Source organism: Aquibium oceanicum (assembly GCF_001889605.1).
In the GTDB taxonomy this organism is placed as follows: Bacteria; Pseudomonadota; Alphaproteobacteria; order Rhizobiales; family Rhizobiaceae; genus Aquibium; species Aquibium oceanicum.
Genome location: NZ_CP018171.1, coordinates 3586466 through 3605993, shown reverse-complemented (window position 1 = coordinate 3605993; position 19528 = coordinate 3586466). Strand labels below are relative to the sequence as shown.

The following is a 19528-nucleotide window of genomic DNA, read 5'->3' as shown; positions in this document are numbered from 1 at the left end:
TCCGCAACGATGCTCAGGCTTGGCTCGCGCCCGCCGCGGTCTGCCGGATCGCCGTCGCGGCGCTGGTGTAGCCGCCGGCCGCGCCGTCGATGAAGTGGACGTGGTCGTCGCGCGAGACCGCCGGAACGATGCAGGTCATGATCGCCTCGTCCTGCTCGAACAGGCCGTAGGAGACGATCCCGTCTGCCTGCGCGCGCTTCAACACCGCTTCGATCTTCATCCGGGTCTCCGCGTCGCAGTCGATCGTCATCTTCAGCCCGTCGTCGAACTTGCGGTAGTCGGCATTGTCCCGCGTCGTGTGGACGTAGTGCGAGGGATCGAATGTGCCGGCGCGCCAGCGCGTCTTGAACAGGACGTACGCCATGAAGGTCGCCGCCAGCAGATAGGCCTTGCGGCGCAAGAGCGAGGTGCGGCCATGCGTGGCATGCGCCTCCAGCGCCAACCCCTCCGGCGGCCAGCCGACGCCAGGCCCTTCCGCCGGCACCGGATGCCCGCCGCGGTCGAGGCGCTTGGTGATCTCCAGCACCCGCTGCGCGACGCCGGCGACCTGGCCGGGGGCCGCGCCGGGCTGTGGAACGATGAGGATCGACAGGATCTTGCCGTTGCGGGCCCGCATCGGCGTCCAGCGGCACGACAGGCCTTCGAGATCGGGAAACGTGCCGGCCGGCGCGGGCTCGATGCCGTAGCGTCCCGCCTTCATCGCCTTTTCGGCCCAGGCAAGTCCGCCGCCGGCGAACATCGCGTAGTCGACGCCGGTCGAAGGCCGGTAGCGCGCCACCTGCACGTCCAGACCCGCCGCGCGGACGTCGGCGACGGGCACGAGGGCGCCGCGCATGGTGAAGCCGAACTCCTCGTCCGCCCAGCGGATCACCCGCGCCAGCGCATCCTCGGCCACCGCGCGGTGCGCTTCGGGGAACGCGAAGCCGGCGCCGTCGCCGCCGAAGACGAAAGGGAAGGCCGCCCCCTTGGCGGCATTGATCTGCGCCGAGATGACCGCTGCCCCGACCGTGTTCACCGTCTTGTAGCGCCCGGCCGCGATGTGCCCGGTGGAATCGACGATGTCGGCGACGCCGACGAACCAGTCGCCGGGCAGCGGGCGGTAGGCGGAGCCGTCCGCCAGCCGGTCGAAGTCGGTCTCGGGCGCGATCCCGTCGTAGAACCCGAAACCGGCCGCGGCCACATCGTTCATCGTGCATCCTCCGAAAGGCGCGTGACCGCCGACCCGCAACAGCTATATGTATCGGCGCGAACGCGGCTCAAGCGCTTTGGTTCTGCCGCGCCGGCCGCCACAGCCACACCGACAGCGTTCCCGCGCGTCCGCGCAGGTGCGCGCCGGCCGGACCGTCGAGCGTACCCCGGTCGAATGTCGTGCGTCCCGCCTCGCGCAGCAAGTCCTCACTGACCGCCAGTTCGGCGCCGTTCTCCTTGGCGAACTCCATCAGCCGGCTGGCGACGTTCACCGTGTCGCCGGTCGTGGCGATCTGCTGGTTGGAGCCGCGGCCGAGGCGCGAGGCGACCACCGAGCCGAAATGCGCCCCGAGCTTGAAGCCGATGCGGGTCTCGCCGCGCCTGTCGAGCCATTCGCGCAGCCGGAGACACAGGCGCACCGCGCACTCCGCCGCGTTGGCCGCGTCCCCGGCGGTCGGCTCCGGCAGGCCGAAGAGGATCATGGCGCCGTCGCCCATGAAGCTGGTCACCGCGCCGTGGCAGGCCGTTACCTCGCGGTCGACGAGATCGTAGAAGCTGTCGAGGAGTTCGCGCGTCGCCACCGGACCCAGCGTCTCGGACAGCCCGGTGAAGCCGGAGAGGTCGACGAACACCACCGCCGCGTCCTGCCGTACCGGCTCGCTTAGAAAGTCAGGATCGCGCGCCAGCCATTGCGACAGCCCGGCTGCCTGGATGCGCTGGAGCATCGCGCTCTGGGTCTCGAAGAAGGTGGCGCGCTGGCGGCCCTGCAGCAGCTGCGCCGCGCCGTAGATCAGCGCCGGCGGCGCCGCCGCGGCGAGCGGCACGGCCGCACTCAGCCAGTAGCCGGTGTCGAAGGCGGCGACGTTGCCGATCGCCCAGACGGTCAGCACGGCGCCGACCGCGGCGATGCCGATGACGTTGCGGCGCCAGCCGATCAGCGCCACCAGGACCATCGGCAGCACGACGGCGATCGCGGCGTCGATGCGCCGGACGTTCCGGTCGCGCACGAGGGCGTCGCCGGCAATGAGATGGGAGACGGCCGTCGCGATCACCTCCACGCCTGGCAGCACCGGATCGAAGGGCGTGGGAAACACGTCCCCGCCGCCCGTCACCGTGGCGCCGACGACCACCACTTGGCCGCGCAACGCCTCCGGCGCGACCGTTCCGTCCAGAAGGTCGGCGGCGCTGAATGTCGGGATCGTCCCGCGCCCGCCAAAGAACGCCAGCGGGAGGCGGTAGCCTATGTCGGTGGCGATCCGCCGTTCGCCAAGCCGCAGCGCTCCGTCTCCGAGAACCGGCTCCTCGCCCAGCGCGGAAGCGGCTGCACGGAGCGGAAGCGATATCTCCAGCCTGTCGCTGGTGCGAAAGAGCATCGGGACGAAACGCGGTGTGCCGTTGCGGTCGGTGGCCACGTTGACGATGCCGAGCGAGGCGCGATCGAGGAAGGATTGCCGCGGCAGGAGCAGCCGCGCCGCGACCGGCACGCCCGCCAGCGGGCCTTCCCCCGGCGTCGTCTGCGCCATCTCCTCGAACACGGCGGCGCCCGCGATCACCGTCGGGCTGCCGGCCAGCGCCTCGGCGAGTTCGCGGTCCTCGTCCGCCGGCCCCTCGTCCACCAGCAGGACGTCGAGCGCGGTCACCGCCGGTTCGTGGCTTGCGATCGCCGAAAGGAGGTCCGCCAGCACGGCGCGCGGAACCGGAAAGCGGCCCGCCCGCTGCACCGTTGCGTCGTCGATGGCGACGATCGCCACCGCGCCGGCCGGCTGCCGCTCTCCGCGCAGGAGAAGCCGGAAATCCGTCAGGGTGGCTTCGAGCCGTTCGAGGACGGGCAGCTCGCCCCGCAGATGGCCGGCGGCGAGCAACAGGCCCCATGCTCCGGCAAGGACCAGCGCAACGATCAGCTGCGCCGTCCGCCCCGTCACCGCAAGCGCCCCGGGCTAGAGGCCGAAGCGGGCGAGCAGGGCATTGACGCGTGCGGCCGGCCAGGTCCTCACCGTCAGCGCCCCCGTGCCGGCATCCACATCGACGCCTTCTCCGGCATCCAGCACGACGCGCACCTCGCCGTTGCGGCGGGCGACCGCCACCTGGCCTTCGACGACGAACACCGACGTCTCCGCGCCCTCGGCGTCCACAGCCCAGCGCGTGCCGCGCACGGCCGCGATCGCCTGCGGGGCGACGACCTCGAAGCCGGAAGACGCGGCGTCCCCGGAGGCTTCGAGCAGCAGCGCCTTGGAAGAAAGGTTCACGCGGTCGACGGTCCCGTCGCCATTGCGGTCGCGCAGCGTGTATTCGGCGCCGGGCTCCACGGTGATGGTGATGCCGGTTCCGCAGCGCACGATCTGGCGTTGCGTGCCGCCGACCTGCTCGATCGAGCAACCGGATTGCGCAATGGCGGGCGCCGTCGTGAAGGCGGAGACCGCGGCGAGACATAAGATTCCGACCGTTCGCATCATGAGCCCTCCTGGGCCGGACCCTTGCGGGCGAGTGCGATCTTCGCGGATTTGGATAGACCGAATGCACCCGCGCGAGCATGTCGAAGCGAGTGTCACACGGATATGCCGCGGAGGCCAGTCCCCCGTTACCGCCGGCGCGGCCGCGCGGTCAGTCCTCCAGCGCCTTTCCGATGGCTTGGAAGAGGTGGATCGTTTCGGTTTCGCGGAAGGAGGTCTCGTCGTTCGTGGTGCCGTAGTTGCGGCTGGCCGAAAGCTTGACGATCACGAGCCCGCGGCCCGGATGCACGTAGACGAACTGGTTGTAGACGCCGATGGCGGAGAACTCGCCCTCGTCGTAGGGCAGCCACCACTGGTATCCGTAGCTGAAGATGGTCCCGATGAGCCCGGTGCTGCCGGCCTTCAGGTGCGGCGCGTCGGCGGTGACGGAGGCCTCTACCCAGTCCGCCGGCACGATCTGGCGGCCGCCGCAGGTGCCGCCGTTGCGATAGAGTTCGCCGATCTTGGCGTAGTCGCGCGCGGTGGCGTTGAGGCCGCCATAGGCCATCTCCATGCCGGTCTCGTCGATCAGCCAGTGCGCATCGTGCTCCATGCCGAGCGGATGCCAGAGCTTCTCTTCCATGTAGTCGCGGATCGGGCGCCCGGTCACCTTTTTCAGAAGCATGCCCAGCACTTGCGTGTCGGTGCTGTTGTAGAGGTTGTAGGTCCCCGGAGCGTGCTCCCGCTCCAGCGTCGCGGCGAAGTCGTTGAACGAGCCGCCATGGGCGAAGATCGACACGAACCGGTTGATGTCGGAATTCGGGTCGCTGTAGTCCTCGTTCCAGCGGGCGCCGGACGACATCTGCAGCACGTCCTTGATCCGCGCGCCGTCATAGGCGGAGCCCTTCAGTTCCGGCAGGTGGTCGACGATCTGCTCCTCCACCGAACCGAACCCGCCTTCGGCCTGCGCGATGCCCAGCGCGGCCGAGACGAAGCTCTTGGCCACCGACATTGAGACCCAGGTGGTTGTCGGACTGCCGGTGAGCCAGTAGCGCTCGAGCCGCATCGCGCCGTCCTTGATGACGAGCAGCGCGACGGTGTCGGTCTCGCCCAGGAACGCCATCGTGTCCTTCGCGGTGCCCTCGTGCATGAAGTTCTGGGGCAGCTCTATCGGCTCGCCCTGCGGGAAGACGAAGGGTTCCGGCGAGGCCGTCATCGTGGCGACCGGAAAGATCTCGTGCACCCGGCCGAACGTGTCGTCCTGCCGCGCGCCCGAAAACAGGCTGGAGGCATATTTCAGTCGTTCGTTCATCCCCGTCCGCCCTTCTTTGAAATCACCGTCCTGCCGTCGTCAGCTCTTCAGCAGTTCCGCCACCTCGGGCGCGAAATAGGTCAGGATGCCGTCGCAGCCCGCGCGCTTGAAGGCCAGCAGCGATTCCAGCATCACCTTCTCGCCGTCGATCCAGCCGTTGGCGGCCGCCGCCTTGATCATCGCGTATTCGCCCGACACTTGGTAGGCGAAGGTCGGCATCTTCAGTTCGTCCTTCAGCCGCCGGATGATGTCGAGATAGGGCAGGCCGGGCTTGACCATCAGCATGTCGGCCCCTTCGAGCATGTCCTGCTCGGCCTCGCGCACGGCTTCCTCTGAATTGGCGTGGTCGATGTAGTAGGTCTTCTTGTCGCCCTTGAGCAGGCCGGCGGTGCCGATCGCCTCGCGATAGGGGCCGTAGTAGGCCGAGGCGAACTTGGTGGCGTAGGACATGATCGCCACGTCCTGGAAGCCGTTCGCGTCGAGCGCGTCGCGGATGGCGCCGATGCGCCCGTCCATCATGTCCGACGGCGCGATGATGTCGGCGCCCGCCGCCGCCTGCAGCACCGCGGCCTCGGCGATCTGCGACACCGTCTCGTCATTGACGATGATACCGTCGCGCAGGATGCCGTCATGGCCGTGGCTGGTGAACGGGTCGAGTGCTGCGTCGGTGATGATGCCGATCTCCGGCACCGCCGCCTTGATGGCGCGGCTCGCCCGGTTGAGGATGTTGTCTGCGTTGAGGATTTCGGAGCCGGTCTGGTCGCGCAGCGAGTGGTCGACGTTGGGGAACGTCGCGATCGCCGGCACGCCGAGCTTCGCCGCCCGTTCGACCTCCTTCACCGCGATGTCGAGGGTCATACGGAAGACGCCGGGCATGGCGTCGATCGGCTCGCGTCGGCCTTCGCCATCGATCACGAAGATCGGCCAGATAAGGTCGTCGACCGTCAGCCGGTTCTCCTGCACCAGCCGCCGCGACCAGTCCGCCTTGCGCATGCGCCTCAGGCGCCGCGAGCCGGTGATCTCGTCCACCGGGCGGTGGCCCGTCTTCAAGTCGCGGAACATCCTGTTCATGGCTCTTCTCCCGTCGGCGGAGTGATATCATGCCCAAGCGGTCGACAAAATGCGCAAGCCAGCCTTGGCCACCCCACGCCCGCTTGCGCCATTGACGCGTCGGCAGCGCCTGCTTAAGCCTCGGATCACTGAAACGGAAGGGCTTTCGATGGACTTCGGAGGAGGTGACGAAATCCGCTTCGAGCGGCGCGGTGCCACCGGAATTGTGACGCTGACGCGTCCGAAGGCGCTCAATGCCATCACCCACCGCATGGTGCTTGCGCTGACGCGCGCGCTGGACGAATGGCAGTCGGACGACCGGGTTGCGGTCGTGGTGGTCACTGCGGAGGGGCGCGCCTTTTCGGCCGGTGGTGACATCCTGCGCATCTACGAAGCGGGCAAGGCCGGCGGTTTTCCCGTCGCCTTCTTCGCCGACGAATACCGGCTGAACGCCGCGATCGCGCGGTTCGAGAAGCCCTACGTGTCCCTCATCGACGGCATCGTGATGGGCGGCGGCGTCGGCATATCGGTTCACGGCAGCCATCGCCTGTTCACCGAAAACGCCGTCTTCGCCATGCCGGAAGTCGGTATCGGCTTCTTCCCCGACGTCGGCGGCAGCTTCTTCCTGCCCCGTCTCCGGAATTCCTTCGGCTCCTGGCTCGGCCTTACCGGCGAGCGCATCCGCTTCGGCGATGCGCTATGGAGCGGCATCGCCACGCACGCGGTGCATTCGGCCGATAGGGACGCGATCGTCGAGGCGCTAGCCGAATCGGGCGATCCGGACGAGGTCTGCGAGCGCTTCGCGTTCGAACCGGCGCGCGAGACGGAAGACGCGTCGCTCTCCTCGATCGGCCGGCATTTCTCGCTTGAGAACATCAACGACATCCTGGTCAGCCTGGGGCAGGGGCGCGAGCACGGCGACGAATTCGCAGGCAAGGCTCTGGCGACGATCCGCACCCGCTCGCCGACCAGTCTTCACGTCACGCACCGCCAGATCCTTGCGGGCGGCATGCTGAGCATGGACGAGTGCATGCGGATGGAATTCCGCATCCTGAACCGCATGCTCAAGGGGCACGATTTCTACGAGGGAATCCGCGCGGCGCTGATCGACAAGGGATCGAAGCCGGAGTGGAAGCCCGCGACGATCGAGGACGTCGGCGAGGCCGAGATCGAGGCCTATTTCGCGCCGCTCGGAGATTCGGAGCTGGCCGTGTGATGGAAGAGGATTTCGACACCCCGGTCCTGCGGCCGGCGTTGATCGACAGCCTCTTCGAGGCCTTCCTGCGCATCGTCGCGGCGTACTGCCTGCTGTTCGGTGTCTTCTACTGGGTGCGGCTGATCGGGATCTATCCGGGCGCACTCTGGCGCTTCGACACCATGCCGATCGAGTGGCAGGTGGCAAGCGTCGTGCTCGCGGCGCTGTTCCCGATCGCCGGAATCGGCCTGTGGATGACGGCCTCGTGGGGGCCGGTGATCTGGTTCATCTGCGCTGCCACGGAGGTGGTCATGTTCCAGGCCATGTCCCCGATCTTCGGCGAACGGCAGCTGATCGTCGCCTCCCACATCCTCGTCGCCGTGATCTACGCGGGCTTCCGTACGACCCTGTTTTTTCAGCGACGGCAAGTTCGCGATTGACGAAAAATTAACGCATCCTTCAGTCGGTCGTATCGAAAGGCCTTGTTAAGGCTGGCGTTTAAGTCGAATTTTAGGTGTCCGCGATAGGTTGGGGCCAAGGTGAGAAAAAAACAATCACCGGCGTCAAACACGAGGCACAGAAAAATGATCAACGCACGACAGGCCCAGAAGCCGGTCCCGGTTCTCGATGACCGCAAGGACGCGATCCGTTCGCTCTACCTGGAATCCCTCCAGCTCGTCGAGCGGCTCCACCGCCGCCTGCTGGACGTCATCAAGGACGAGTTCGAACGCAACGGCCGCTCCGACATCAACGCCGTCCAGGCGCTGCTGCTGTTCAACATCGGCAATTCCGAGCTCACGGCCGGCGAACTGCGCACGCGGGGCTACTATCTCGGCTCCAACGTCTCCTACAATCTCAAGAAGCTGGTCGACCTCGGCTTCATCAACCACCAGCGCTCGCGGGTCGACCGCCGCTCGGTGCGCGTGAGCCTCACCGGCAAGGGCCAGGAGATCGCCGAGATCGTCTCCGGTCTCTACGAGCGCCACATCGGTTCGATCGAGCAGGTGGGCGGCATCAACGCCGACGAGTTCAAGCAGATGAACAAGTTCCTGCTGCGGCTCGACCGGTTCTGGAACGACACGATCGCCTACCGCATGTAGTCTGCGGCCGCGATTTTCGATCCCGTCTTCGGGGCCGGTGCCATGCGCCGGCCCCGACGCCCTTTGGCCGTCGTCTCACCGGTTTGTGTCGGCTGGGGCCTTCATGCGGCCATATTCGGATGGTGTTGAACTTCGAAGCGCCGCGTGGATTTCTTCGCGACCATTCCGACGGTTTCTCGGCGGCGTATCAGGGGAGACATGGTTGGTGCTTTGTTAACAGCCCCGACCTATCTTTCCGGCATCGACGACGCGCCTGCGGCGCGACCACCACAGGGTTGAAGGCATCATGAAGACAGACCGCCGTACTTTCCTTACCGGCGCCGGTGCGATGGCCGCGACCGCGGTTGCCGGATCCGCGCATGCGCAGGACATCATCCGCGACCTGATCCTCTCGCCGAAACGCGGGAGCTGGAACGACCAGTTCGACGCGCGCGCTTCCGAGGGCGGCAAGGTGGCGACCAATCTGCCCATCTTCAGCCCCGAGACGGTTTCCTACGTGGAACAGGCGATCTCGCAGTACATGGGCATCCAGGGGCAGGGCGGCTGGCCGATGGTTCCCGCCACCAAGAAGCTCCGGCTCGGCGTCGTCGACCCCGACGTGGACATGCTGCGCCGCCGCCTGATGATCTCGGGCGACCTGTCGTCCAGCGCCGGCATCTCGCCAGCCTTCGATTCCTACGTCGACGCCGCCGTCAAGCGCTTCCAGGCCCGCCACGGCCTGCCCGAAGACGGCGTCATGGGCGCCCACACCTATGCCGCGATGAACGTCTCGGCCTCCGTCCGGCTCGGCCAGCTCGAGACCAACCTGGTGCGCCTGCGCTCCATGTCCGGCTTCCTCGGCGACCGCTACGTGATGGTCAACATCCCGGCCGCGCAGATCGAGGCGGTGGAGAACGGCCGCGTGGTCTCGCGCCACACTGCAATCGTGGGCAAGATCGACCGCCAGACGCCGATCCTCAACTCCCAGATCAACGAAGTGATCGTCAATCCGTACTGGAACGCGCCGGAATCGATCGTCCGCAAGGACATCATCCCGCTGATGCGCAAGAACCCGAACTACCTGAAGGACAACTTCATCCGCATCCTCGGTCCCGGCGGCGTCGAGGTCGATCCCATGACGATCGACTGGAACACCGAAGAGGCCGCCAAGCTGCACTTCCGCCAGGATCCGGGCAAGATCAACGCCATGGCCTCGGTGAAGATCAACTTCCCCAATCCCCACGCCGTCTACATGCACGACACCCCGCAGCAGAGCCTGTTCAACAATCTGATGCGCTTCGATTCCTCGGGCTGCGTGCGCGTCCAGAACGTGCGCGATCTCGTGACCTGGCTCCTGCGCGACACGCCCGGCTGGGACCGCCAGCGCTTCGAGCAGACCATCAAGACCGGCGAAAGCACCCCCGTCGCGCTGTCGACGCCGGTGCCGGTCTACTTCACCTACATCTCGGCCTGGTCGACCGGCGACCGTGTCGTCCACTTCCGCGACGACATCTACGGCCGCGACGGCGTCGAGGAACTGATGCTGTCCTCCGCGCTCTGAGCCGAAAATCACTCCTTCGAAAGGGCCGTCCGCAGGGGCGGCCCTTTTCGTTTGCGCGGGCCTCTGCCACGCGACGGCGCAAACGGACCGGCGAAATTCGCGTCCCTTGCGTGGCAGGCGGCATCCGTCTGTGGTATTGCGCCCCCGAACGAAGATCTCCCGCCCAAGGACGCTGCCCATGGCCACCGCGAACGCCGCCAAGACGATCCAGGAAAACCCTTTCAACCTGCCGCTCGAACAGGTCGATCCCGAGATTTTCGGCGCCATCGGCAAGGAACTCGGCCGCCAGCGCCACGAGATCGAGCTGATCGCGTCGGAAAACATCGTCTCCCGCGCCGTGCTCGAGGCGCAAGGGTCGATCATGACCAACAAGTATGCCGAGGGCTATCCCGGCAAGCGCTATTATGGCGGCTGCCAGTTCGTCGACATCGCCGAGAGCCTCGCCATCGAACGCGCGAAAAAGCTGTTCGACTGCGGCTTCGCCAACGTCCAGCCCAATTCCGGCTCACAGATGAACCAGGCCGTCTTCCTGGCGCTGCTGCAGCCGGGCGACACCTTCATGGGCCTCGACTTGAACTCCGGCGGCCACCTGACCCACGGTTCGCCGGTCAACATGTCCGGCAAATGGTTCAACGTGATCTCCTACGGCGTGCGCCGCGAGGACCATCGCCTCGACATGGACGAGGTCGAGCGCCTCGCCAACGAGCACAAGCCCAAGCTGATCATCGCCGGCGGCACGGCCTATTCGCGCATCTGGGACTGGCAGCGCTTCCGCCAGATCGCCGACGCGGTCGGCGCCTATCTCATGGTCGACATGGCCCACATCGCCGGCCTCGTCGCCGGCGGCGCGCATCCCTCGCCGCTGCCGCATGCCCACGTGGTCACCACGACCACGCACAAGTCGCTGCGCGGGCCCCGCGGCGGCATGATCCTCACCAACGACGAGGACATCGCCAAGAAGGTCAATTCGGCCGTCTTCCCGGGCCTGCAGGGCGGCCCGCTCATGCACGTCATCGCCGCCAAGGCGGTGGCCTTCGGCGAGGCGCTGCGCCCCGACTTCAAGGCCTACGCGCACGAGGTCGTGGCCAATTCCCGCGCGCTGGCGGCGAGCCTGCAGGAGACCGGCCTCGAAATCGTCTCGGGCGGCACCGACAACCATTCCATGCTGGTCGACCTGCGCCCCAAGAACGCCACGGGCAAGCGCGCCGAGGCAGCCCTCGGCCGCGCCAACATCACCTGCAACAAGAACGGCATCCCCTTCGACCCCGAAAAGCCCTTCGTCACCTCCGGCGTGCGCCTCGGCACCCCCGCCGGCACCACGCGCGGCTTCGGCCAGGCCGAATTCCGCGAGATCGGCAAGCTCATCGCCGAGGTGCTGGACGGCCTCAAGGCCGCCAACTCCGATGAGGGCAACGCCGCGGTCGAGGAAGCGGTGAAGAAGAAGGTGATCGCGCTGACGGACCGGTTCCCGCTTTACCCGTTCATGGGGTGAGAGGCCGGTTCGCCGCAGGCGAAGCCGTTATGCCGGGGGCTTAACGGCAGGCTGCGAACGGGTGGGGCTTGCCGCAGGCGGCGGGTTGCACCCGGGGGAAGGCGGTGCGCTGAAGCGTCTAATGACCGGTGTGAGTCCGTGAGCGGGACTGGCCAGTTTTTGCGAGAGCTCATGAAATGGCTGACGGGTGCGCGCTCCTGTCTTGGCGGGGCGACAGTGCGGCTGCTACGTGCCATTATTTGCGAGATATCGTAGCGACTCGATGATCGACAGAGTGGGTGTTATGAGAAGATAGCCATGCGACAGTATAGTGGGGATGGCTGGGGAGAGAAGAATTGGCACTAAGGGCAATTATCTCCCAGGAATCGCCAGATATAGCGGGCGACTGGGAGGAGCTTTGGTACGGGGGCGTTGGTGCTTCCGATGATGAAGAGGCTTCAGGGGTTACGACAGCGGCGATTTTGTCATTCATCCCGGAGGCCCAGCCCGGCGTTTGGTACAAGCTGGCAGATTTTGCAGCGCTGCTGGCTTCTTTGGACTGGACCAAAGAGGCTGAAGGCTGGACATCGTTGAATTTGACAGAACAAGCTGTTGCGGCTTCGCCGATGTTCACGACAGACATCCCACTATCGGAAGCGGTAGCAAGCGTCTGTCTGAATGCACTGGATCTATTGAAATCGCTAGATAAGAAGCACGTTTGGGTCCGGATCGAATGACCACACTCTTCAGTCAAGCTGATTTTGCGAAGGACCAGCGCTATTTAGGCGTCCGCGAAGGAACATTGTCGGTTTCTTATACTGACAGCACCCACATCAAGAACGGCGAGTGGTGCAGTCTCGTCTCGATTGGGATCAACGAACCACCACCATCCGAAGACGAGAGAGAATGCTCATTTCGGCTGAAGTTGAACTTGGATAAAAGATTTTTATCGGGAGAACAGGATAGTAAAGAGGTAAAAGACCGGAAGGACAGAAACGCTAATGTCGTAATTGATACTATTTCCCTTTGCGCTACGAGATTGGGCATTTTATCGCCACTTGTGTCCGGTAGAACGGCCCAGCAGTTGCTTGATCTTCGGAGTGCAAAGGGCATTGTTCTTATACCCGATACAAACAGCCTCTATAACGGTACCCTCCATTGGCTGTTGAACGTCCTTAAGGAGACGACTGTTTGGCTAATGCCTTTCGTGATGTCGTTAACGCAAATGCAGGCCCGCGAGGCAACTCTGAAGTCGCTCGCTAGAAGCGGCAAGGATGGAAATCTTGCGCAGGCGCTTCGCTCACGGGCGTTGGTGAATGCGGGCCTAAGTTTTCTTGAACGCAATCAGCATCGCTATCAGGTTCTGGAACTCGATCCGTCGCTCCTTCGGTACTTGCGTGCTGCTGGCAAGGGGGGGTTAGACCAAGATGAAGGTGATGTCCTTGAGGACCGCCTCTTGATTGAGGGGGTGCATACAGTTCTGCGCTCGACACGAACACGAGCCAAGCAGTTGGTTGTGACTTCGGATGTTCTGTTATCCCGCGTCTTGGGCGCGGAGGGAATACCGAACATCTGTCTGCCCACCCCTAAGCTGCAAGAGAAGGAAATCCCCAGCTTTCGTTATGACGCCTGGGCCGGCACATTTATGGGTACCTCGATAAGGGGCTTGCTCTGGGATCTGACCCACGCTTTCGGAACCGTCAGGATGCAAAGTTCAAGAAAAGTGTCACTCAGCTTGAGCTGCTATTGGCCGGGTAAACAGCCGCAAGACTGGGTGGCAGAGTGTTTAGACGTTCGCAATCTAGATGATGCCGCCACCCCGGCGAAGAAGGCCGGGTCAGCGCCTCCGCAGCCAGCGCAGACCGCCAAAAGGAAGGGAGCAAAGGCGAAGGACGCGAATCCGGTGATATCAATGCCGGTGGAGGCCGTGGAACGACCCGATGGTGCGACTTCGCCCGAAGAAGAACCGGGGACCGACGCCTTTAGTCGGGTATTCAGCAACGCTGCAATCCCTCAATCCTCATTGCCTCTCGCCCTGCGGATAGCGGGCGCCCTTTACGCTTCAGGAAAACTAACGTTTGCAGAACTAATGGAGAAGTTGCCCGCTGTAAGCCGGCCCAATGAGGGAAATGTTCGCAGGAGCCTGGAGGTGATTCGTCGGGCCAAACTCGTTGATTTCGACGGAAAAACGATCGTTTCCCGAGCAGAGTTGGATGACGTAGAAGGTTGCCTGCAAAGAGCGGACTTGGATCGGGTTAGTAAGCAGTTCCAGAATTTTGAACCTTATCGAGTGATCCTAGGCCATCTTCAGGAGAACGGTGAGCTGACGAGGGAGCATGTGAGGGGCATCCTCACCGCAGCCCTCGGCGCTGAAGTGGCGCAGGAGGCTAGCATCCGCCTTGTCCGCTATCATGTGCTGCTCGGGCAGTGCTGGTCTGATGGGGCCGTTTGGCGAGACGGTTCGCGGCGACCTGATGCGCCGGGCTTCCTGCAAGCCTTCGAGACTGCATATGAGAGTGCAGCGCGCGACAACATTGCGCAAGTATCTGAATTTCTACCGATTATTTGCCGGGGAGTTCTTATTTCACCGTGGGCTGTATCCCGTTCGCTTCAAGAGCATGCTAGGGTGCTATCTGAGAAATTCGCTTTCGGATACGCTGTCGGCGGGAAGCCGACCGGCGTTGACGCTGTTATCTCCGGGTCGCTGCTCGAACTTGAGGAAGTGCCAGTACCAATGGATAGATTTGAAATCGGTGGGCGACCCGTCTTCACCATTGAAAGGGTGCGGTGATGCCGTCTCTCGCGGAGCTTCTCGGCGAGACGCTTGATCAGAAGGATCACAATGATCCCTTCTACGGTCGGTTCGGTTTCAAGCGTAATCCGTTTCCGGCGGCCCGAACGATCATTGAGGAGGTGCTATACAATCAGGTCGACGCACGGGATCGGTTTGTCGGCCTCGTGCGAGAGATGCTGGCTGAAGAGCCTCAACGCCGCGCTATGGGTGTCCAAGGCAGCACGGGGGGAGGCAAGACCCACTTCTTGCGGCATTGTCAGTATTTGATGAGGGAGTTCCGGCGAACCTCCGGGCGTCCTTTTGCGGTCGTTGAGATCCTGGCTGGATCAAATTCAGCCTCTCACCTCGTAAGGGAGGTGCTTCGCGAAGCTGATGAGGCCGCCAAACTGTCCGGTGAATATGATCTGCTCACCGCAATCATACGAAGTTGCGAAGATGCAGCAGAGTTCGATGGATTGAAGCAGGGCGAGCTAAAGAACGTACTTCAGCTTCTTTTTAGAGCAAGCCGGCCTGGATTCATGCCGCCAGATCGTGACGGGCGCATGTTGTTCGAACCTCTAAGAGATCTAGCCAAGAAATGGCTTGGAGGTGCGGCGCTGAGTAATACAGAAAAGCGTCACCTAGGTGTCTTTGCTCGGCTCGCTAGCGCAGCGATGATGACACGCAATATGACAGAGCTGCTTGCGTTTGCACGCAGCAAAGGCATAGTTTTTGGAGTAATGCTGTGCCTTGATGAAGTTGAAACGCTTTTTGGTAGTGGATACAGCGCGGCAAAGATACAAGGATATCTACAAGATCTTCGCTACCTCTTCGATGAAGCTATTCGTAATGATGAGGGCTACTCTCTTTTGATGTTGTCGGCGTCAACTCCACGAGGAGCAGCGAATCTTCGCGACTACAACTATCCGTTGTTTCAGCGGTTGGGCTTCGAAGAGGGGTCGCGCGCAGATTTGATCGCCATATCTGACGCGTCGGAAGTTAAAGGTATCGCCGAAACTTATGTCTCTTACGAGCGGCAGCGCGCAGGTTCGAAGGTAGGAAAGTTCCCTGCCATTCTATCTGACGAAGATTTCGAAGATGCCTATCGCACTGCCGCGACCACAGACCGAAGCGTCGCACCCACTCATCTCAGGCGTGTAAATCAAGGACAACTACTTCAAGCGCTTCACTTGATCGTTGAAAAGAAGCGTGACGCGGCCGGATAACCACTCGGACCATACCAAACCTTGATGGTTCATGGTCCGCTCTCAGGCGGATGAGGGTCAGCCTTAGCCGGCCGATATGGGGCGCTGTTCTGCCCTCCGAACACCATTCCTGCCGCCACCTCAGGCGTGGACAAACTTCCTCCTCCCGAAAACATCCCCCCCCCCCACCCCCTGATTTCGCTCGCCCGACTGCCGACTTCCCACTCCCGACCACCGCTTTTCCATCCACACCCCCAAAACCCCGCCCCATACTCCCACCGCCCAAACCAACGGAAGGCGGCGATGGACTGGCAGGTGGTGATCGAGGGGAACGGGGCGGCGCTGCGGCGCGTGCTGGCCGCGCTCGTCGCCATGGCTGGCTTCGACTGTCGGTTTGCGCCGGAGGCGCAAATTTGCCGTGCCGGTGGCACGGCAACAGGCGGAGAAGGCCGGGACGCTGCCGCAGGCAGCGGGAACCCGGCGGGGGACCTCGGGGGACAGTTTACTTTTTTCCGTCCGGACAGCGCGGCGCTCCGGGAAGATCCGCAGGCGGAAAAAAGTAAACTGTCCCCGGCTCCCGGGCGGTCAGGGGAGGGCTCCGCAACGACTGCCGACTGCCGACCGCCGATTGCCGCAACACTCCCCCGCCGGCTCCACCGCGCCGTGCTGCGCCTGCTGCGCCCGGCCGAATCGGCCGCCCGGCGGCTGGTCATCGTGGCGGCCAAGACCCTGCCCGAGACGCCCCCCGAGGCCGAGACGCCGCCCGGGCCCGCGCGGCCGGCACGGCACACCGGCGGGCGGAAGGACAATGCCGCCGTCGCCGTCCTGCGCAGCCTCGGCATTGCCGTGGTGCTTCCGCCGTCCGCCGTTCCCGCGCCCCGGCGCGCCGTCCCTTCCGTGCGCCGCCCGCGCACCTTTATCGCTCTGCCCCTCGTCGACCGGCTGCGCAATCCCCGCGCTGCGCGCCCGCGCACCGTGCCGCCGCATGCCGCCCCCCGCATTCTCTCCTTCGGCGACGCTGTGCCGCATCGCCTGCCGCCGCCGCCGACGCCCGACGATCCGCTCGACGCGACGCGTCTGGTGCTGCGGCTCAAGGCGGTGGCCGAAGCACTCGACGACCTGCCGCGCCAGGCCCGCCGCTTCGTCCGCCTGCAGGCGCTGCGCGCCCGCGCCCGGGCGCAAGGCGCGTGGCGTCGCCTCTCGCCGCTGCGCGTCGGCCGGCCGCCCGGCCAGTTTTGCGCGGCAAGCCGCCGGCCCAGACACGAGATCCACGAGATCCTGCGCGACCTGAACCATTTCGCCCACGAGGCGCTGCCCGATACATCGTAGAGCGGCGCCGCGGCCGCGAAAAATCCGCCAATTCCTCCCGATCGCGACGCGGCCGGGGTTGATGCCGTATGCGCGGGACATGACGTCGCCCGCGCGCTTCCCTGTCCCGACAAAATCTCGTAAGCCTCCCGCGGTCCACGAGGTTTTGTGAATGCGCTGCCCCTACTGTCAGTCCGAAGACACGCAGGTGAAGGATTCCCGTCCCGCCGAGGAGGGGGCCGCCATCCGCCGGCGCCGGGTCTGCCCGGATTGCGGCGGCCGCTTCACCACGTTCGAGCGGGTGCAGCTGCGCGAACTCGTCGTGGTCAAGAAGTCCGGCCGCAAGACGCCCTTCGACCGCGACAAGCTGCAGCGCTCCTTCGACATCGCGCTGCGCAAGCGCAACGTCGAGCCCGCCCGCATCGACCGCGCGGTCTCCGGCATCGTGCGCCAGCTCGAAAGCTCCGGCGAGGCCGAGGTCGCCTCCAGCGAGGTCGGCCGGCTGGTGATGGAAGCCCTGAAATCGCTCGACGACGTCGCCTATGTCCGCTTCGCCTCGGTCTACCGCAATTTTCGCGAGGCCCGCGACTTCCAGGAGCTTCTGGGCGAGCTCGGCGGCGAGGGCCGCGACGGCGACGCGCAGTAGGCCCATGGCAACCTATTCTCCGGTCGATCAGCCGCAGGAGGAAACCGACCGCCGATTCATGGCGGCGGCCATCCGCCTCTCCTTCCGCCACCTCGGCCTGACCGCCGAAAACCCCTCGGTCGGCGCGCTGGTGGTACGCACCGGCCAGGGCGGCCCGGTGATCGTCGGCCGCGGCGTGACGGCACCCGGCGGCAGGCCGCATGCGGAACTCCAGGCGTTGGCCGAGGCCGGCGATGCCGCCCGCGGCGCCACCGCCTACGCCACGCTCGAACCCTGCTCCCACATCGGCCGCGCACCGCCCTGCGCCGACGCGCTCGTGTCGGCCGGCGTGGCGCGCGTCGTCATCGCGACGCTCGACCCGGACCCCCGCGTCACGGGGCGCGGCGTCGCGATCCTGCGCAAGGCCGGCATCGAAGTCGTCACCGGCTGCATGGAGGGCGAGGCGCGCCGCGCCATGGCCGGGTTCCTGTCGCTGAAGGCCAGGGGCCGCCCGTTCCTCACCCTCAAGCTCGCGGTCTCGGCCGACGGGATGCTGGGCCGCAAGGGCGAGGGCCAAGTCGCCATCACCGGCCCGCTCGCCCGCACCGCCGTCCAGACCATGCGGCTGGAGCACGAGGCCGTGATGGTCGGCGTCGGCACCGCCATCGAAGACGATCCCCTGCTCACCGTGCGGCTGCCGGAGCTTGAAGACAGGTCGCCGCTGCGCGTCGTCGTCGATCCGCTGGCGCGCCTGCCTGACACCGCGCGGATGCTGTCCGGCCGGCCGGGAAGCACGCTGGTGCTGACGACCGAAAAGGCGCCGCGCCGTTCGCTCGACCTCCTGCGCCGCAAGGGCGCCGGCCTCCACACCATCGCCTCCGACTATCGCGGCCGCATGGAGCCCCGCGAGATCCTGCGCATGCTGGGCGTGCTCGGGATCAAGAGCGTTTTCCTGGAGGGTGGCGCCGAGACCGCCCGCCGTTTCCTCGATGCCGGTCTGGTCGACCGGCTCCTGCTGTTCAAGGGGGCCGCGACCGTGGGCGAGGGCGGCATAGCCTCGCCGGTCCACGAGGCAACCGTGCCTGCCGAATTCCGCGCAACGGCGGAAAGCCGCTTCGGCGAGGACCGGCTCATTGAATACGAGAGGAGTTCCTGATGTTCACCGGGATCGTCACCGACGTCGGGACCGTGGCCGACGTCCGCCTGCTCAACGAAGGCGTGCGGCTGCGCGTTGAGACCGCCTACGATCCCGCTGGCATCGACATCGGAGCCTCCATCGCCTGTTCCGGCGTCTGCCTCACGGTGGTGGCGCTGCCCGAGGCGGGCTCCAACGCCCGCTGGTTCGAGGTCGAGGCCTGGGAGGAGGCGCTGCGCCTGACGACCGCGCGGACTTGGGACAAGGGAACTCGCATCAACCTGGAACGGGCGCTCAAGGTCGGCGACGAGCTCGGCGGCCATATCGTGTCTGGCCATGCCGACGGAACCGCCACAATCGTCGCGCGCAAAGAGGAGGGCGACGCGGTGCGCTTCACGCTGGAAGCACCGAAGGAGCTCGCCCGCTTCATCGCGCCGAAGGGCTCGGTGGCCCTCGACGGCACGTCGCTGACGGTCAACAATGTCGAGGGCGCCCGCTTCGACGTGCTCCTGATCCAGCATTCGCTTTCGGTGACGACATGGGGCGAGCGGTCGATAGGCGACGAGGTCAATCTCGAAATCGACACCATGGCGCGCTACGCGGCCCGGCTCGCCGAGGCGGCGGCGCAGGGACTGTAGCGGACCGGCAAGAAAGCCCTCCTCGCGTCAAACTGCGCCTTGCCGTTCCGCGCCGATCGGCCTAAGTGACCGGCTCATTCGGAGATATTCATGGCCTCGTCCTCAAAACCCCACCTCCTCATCGTGGAGGCCCGTTACTATGACGGACTGGCGGACGCGCTCCTGGAAGGCGCCAAGGCCGCGCTGGACGAAGCCGGCGCGACCTACGACGTCATCAGCGCTCCCGGCGCGCTCGAGGTGCCGGCGGTCATTGCCTTCGCGCTCGACGCCGAGGACGACGGCACCGAGTACGACGGCTTCGTCGCGCTCGGCTGCGTGATCCGCGGCGAGACGCACCACTTCGATATCGTCGCCAATGAATCGGCGCGTGCGCTGATGAACCTCGCGGTCGACGAGGCGCTGGCGATCGGCAACGGCATCATCACGGTCGAGAACGAGGCCCAGGCCTGGGCCCGTGCCAGGAAAACCGAGGGCGACAAGGGCGGCTTCGCGGCGCGCGCCGCGCTGACCATGATCGCCATCCGTGGACAGCTCGGAGCCTGATCCCGTGAAGGAGGCG

The 19528-nt window shown here is 65.3% G+C and carries 18 protein-coding genes; 13 read left to right on the top strand and 5 right to left on the bottom strand.

Annotation, left to right across the window (positions count from 1 at the left end; genetic code table 11):
* Nucleotides 1-13: 13 nt before the first annotated feature.
* From BSQ44_RS17665 to hemB, 5 genes are all read right to left on the bottom strand, one after another.
* Nucleotides 14-1189 (bottom strand): DUF3095 domain-containing protein, encoded by a 1176-nt coding sequence (locus BSQ44_RS17665; RefSeq protein WP_072606458.1) that lies wholly within the window; start codon nucleotides 1187-1189, stop codon nucleotides 14-16.
* A gap of 67 nt (nucleotides 1190-1256) precedes the next feature.
* Nucleotides 1257-3110: a CHASE2 domain-containing protein gene (locus BSQ44_RS17660; RefSeq protein ID WP_235633256.1), complete on the bottom strand. Its 1854-nt coding sequence runs from the start codon at nucleotides 3108-3110 to the stop codon at nucleotides 1257-1259.
* Between the two features lie 15 nt (nucleotides 3111-3125).
* Nucleotides 3126-3641: a FecR domain-containing protein gene (locus tag BSQ44_RS17655; protein ID WP_072606457.1), complete on the bottom strand. Its 516-nt coding sequence runs from the start codon at nucleotides 3639-3641 to the stop codon at nucleotides 3126-3128.
* Between the two features lie 148 nt (nucleotides 3642-3789).
* Nucleotides 3790-4929 (bottom strand): serine hydrolase domain-containing protein, encoded by a 1140-nt coding sequence (locus BSQ44_RS17650; RefSeq protein ID WP_072606456.1) that lies wholly within the window; start codon nucleotides 4927-4929, stop codon nucleotides 3790-3792.
* A 39-nt stretch (nucleotides 4930-4968) separates the two neighbouring features.
* Nucleotides 4969-6000, bottom strand: a complete 1032-nt coding sequence (hemB, locus tag BSQ44_RS17645) for a porphobilinogen synthase (protein ID WP_072606455.1) — start codon at nucleotides 5998-6000, stop codon at nucleotides 4969-4971.
* 148 nt (nucleotides 6001-6148) lie between these two features.
* Between hemB and BSQ44_RS17640 the strand changes: the two genes are divergently transcribed.
* The 13 genes from BSQ44_RS17640 to ribH all read left to right on the top strand — a co-directional run bounded on the left by BSQ44_RS17640 (nucleotide 6149) and on the right by ribH (nucleotide 19512).
* The gene (locus tag BSQ44_RS17640; protein WP_072606454.1) at nucleotides 6149-7195 is read left to right on the top strand and encodes an enoyl-CoA hydratase/isomerase family protein; all 1047 of its coding nucleotides are present in this window, start codon (nucleotides 6149-6151) and stop codon (nucleotides 7193-7195) included.
* Nucleotides 7195-7614, top strand: a complete 420-nt coding sequence (locus BSQ44_RS17635) for a DUF6163 family protein (protein WP_072606453.1) — start codon at nucleotides 7195-7197, stop codon at nucleotides 7612-7614. The genes BSQ44_RS17640 and BSQ44_RS17635 overlap by 1 nt, the downstream gene beginning before the upstream one ends.
* 144 nt (nucleotides 7615-7758) lie before the next feature.
* On the top strand, nucleotides 7759-8274 hold the full coding sequence (gene ldtR / locus BSQ44_RS17630) for a transcriptional regulator LdtR (protein ID WP_072606452.1): 516 nt from the start codon (nucleotides 7759-7761) through the stop codon (nucleotides 8272-8274).
* 286 nt (nucleotides 8275-8560) lie between these two features.
* Nucleotides 8561-9814 carry a L,D-transpeptidase family protein gene (locus BSQ44_RS17625; protein ID WP_072606451.1) on the top strand — a complete coding sequence of 418 codons (1254 nt, stop codon included), beginning with the start codon at nucleotides 8561-8563 and terminating at the stop codon, nucleotides 9812-9814.
* Nucleotides 9815-9992: 178 nt separating this feature from the next.
* Nucleotides 9993-11306 (top strand): serine hydroxymethyltransferase, encoded by a 1314-nt coding sequence (gene glyA, locus BSQ44_RS17620; protein ID WP_072606450.1) that lies wholly within the window; start codon nucleotides 9993-9995, stop codon nucleotides 11304-11306.
* 335 nt (nucleotides 11307-11641) lie between these two features.
* Entirely contained in the window at nucleotides 11642-12022 is a 381-nt protein-coding gene (locus tag BSQ44_RS17615) for a hypothetical protein (RefSeq protein ID WP_072606449.1), read from the top strand.
* Nucleotides 12019-14076 (top strand): hypothetical protein, encoded by a 2058-nt coding sequence (locus tag BSQ44_RS17610; RefSeq protein ID WP_157894626.1) that lies wholly within the window; start codon nucleotides 12019-12021, stop codon nucleotides 14074-14076. The genes BSQ44_RS17615 and BSQ44_RS17610 overlap by 4 nt, the downstream gene beginning before the upstream one ends.
* Nucleotides 14076-15284 (top strand): hypothetical protein, encoded by a 1209-nt coding sequence (locus BSQ44_RS17605; RefSeq protein WP_072606447.1) that lies wholly within the window; start codon nucleotides 14076-14078, stop codon nucleotides 15282-15284. The genes BSQ44_RS17610 and BSQ44_RS17605 overlap by 1 nt, the downstream gene beginning before the upstream one ends.
* Nucleotides 15285-15566: 282 nt before the next feature.
* Nucleotides 15567-16592 carry a hypothetical protein gene (locus BSQ44_RS17600; protein WP_072606446.1) on the top strand — a complete coding sequence of 342 codons (1026 nt, stop codon included), beginning with the start codon at nucleotides 15567-15569 and terminating at the stop codon, nucleotides 16590-16592.
* 151 nt (nucleotides 16593-16743) lie between these two features.
* A complete protein-coding gene (gene nrdR / locus BSQ44_RS17595) occupies nucleotides 16744-17217 on the top strand; it encodes a transcriptional regulator NrdR (RefSeq protein WP_072606445.1) in 474 nt (157 codons plus the stop codon).
* A gap of 4 nt (nucleotides 17218-17221) precedes the next feature.
* A complete protein-coding gene (ribD, locus tag BSQ44_RS17590) occupies nucleotides 17222-18352 on the top strand; it encodes a bifunctional diaminohydroxyphosphoribosylaminopyrimidine deaminase/5-amino-6-(5-phosphoribosylamino)uracil reductase RibD (RefSeq protein WP_072606444.1) in 1131 nt (376 codons plus the stop codon).
* Nucleotides 18352-18969, top strand: coding sequence for a riboflavin synthase (locus BSQ44_RS17585; RefSeq protein ID WP_072606443.1), 618 nt, complete (start codon nucleotides 18352-18354; stop codon nucleotides 18967-18969). Before ribD ends, BSQ44_RS17585 begins: the two co-directional genes overlap by 1 nt.
* A 90-nt stretch (nucleotides 18970-19059) precedes the next feature.
* The gene (ribH, locus tag BSQ44_RS17580) at nucleotides 19060-19512 is read left to right on the top strand and encodes a 6,7-dimethyl-8-ribityllumazine synthase (RefSeq protein ID WP_072606442.1); all 453 of its coding nucleotides are present in this window, start codon (nucleotides 19060-19062) and stop codon (nucleotides 19510-19512) included.
* Nucleotides 19513-19528 lie beyond the last annotated feature (16 nt).

Bases quoted from the DNA above. Each gene is read 5' to 3' on its own strand.
- BSQ44_RS17585 (WP_072606443.1), top strand. From the start codon at position 18,352: ATGTTCACCGGGATCGTCACCGACGTCGGGACCGTGGCCGACGTCCGC.
- BSQ44_RS17650 (WP_072606456.1), bottom strand. From the start codon at position 4,929: ATGAACGAACGACTGAAATATGCCTCCAGCCTGTTTTCGGGCGCGCGG.
- BSQ44_RS17665 (WP_072606458.1), bottom strand. From the start codon at position 1,189: ATGAACGATGTGGCCGCGGCCGGTTTCGGGTTCTACGACGGGATCGCG.
- ldtR (WP_072606452.1), top strand. From the start codon at position 7,759: ATGATCAACGCACGACAGGCCCAGAAGCCGGTCCCGGTTCTCGATGAC.
- hemB (WP_072606455.1), bottom strand. From the start codon at position 6,000: ATGAACAGGATGTTCCGCGACTTGAAGACGGGCCACCGCCCGGTGGAC.
- BSQ44_RS17640 (WP_072606454.1), top strand. From the start codon at position 6,149: ATGGACTTCGGAGGAGGTGACGAAATCCGCTTCGAGCGGCGCGGTGCC.
- BSQ44_RS17625 (WP_072606451.1), top strand. From the start codon at position 8,561: ATGAAGACAGACCGCCGTACTTTCCTTACCGGCGCCGGTGCGATGGCC.
- nrdR (WP_072606445.1), top strand. From the start codon at position 16,744: ATGCGCTGCCCCTACTGTCAGTCCGAAGACACGCAGGTGAAGGATTCC.
- BSQ44_RS17635 (WP_072606453.1), top strand. From the start codon at position 7,195: ATGGAAGAGGATTTCGACACCCCGGTCCTGCGGCCGGCGTTGATCGAC.
- BSQ44_RS17655 (WP_072606457.1), bottom strand. From the start codon at position 3,641: ATGATGCGAACGGTCGGAATCTTATGTCTCGCCGCGGTCTCCGCCTTC.
- glyA (WP_072606450.1), top strand. From the start codon at position 9,993: ATGGCCACCGCGAACGCCGCCAAGACGATCCAGGAAAACCCTTTCAAC.
- BSQ44_RS17610 (WP_157894626.1), top strand. From the start codon at position 12,019: ATGACCACACTCTTCAGTCAAGCTGATTTTGCGAAGGACCAGCGCTAT.
- ribD (WP_072606444.1), top strand. From the start codon at position 17,222: ATGGCAACCTATTCTCCGGTCGATCAGCCGCAGGAGGAAACCGACCGC.
- BSQ44_RS17605 (WP_072606447.1), top strand. From the start codon at position 14,076: ATGCCGTCTCTCGCGGAGCTTCTCGGCGAGACGCTTGATCAGAAGGAT.
- BSQ44_RS17600 (WP_072606446.1), top strand. From the start codon at position 15,567: ATGGACTGGCAGGTGGTGATCGAGGGGAACGGGGCGGCGCTGCGGCGC.
- ribH (WP_072606442.1), top strand. From the start codon at position 19,060: ATGGCCTCGTCCTCAAAACCCCACCTCCTCATCGTGGAGGCCCGTTAC.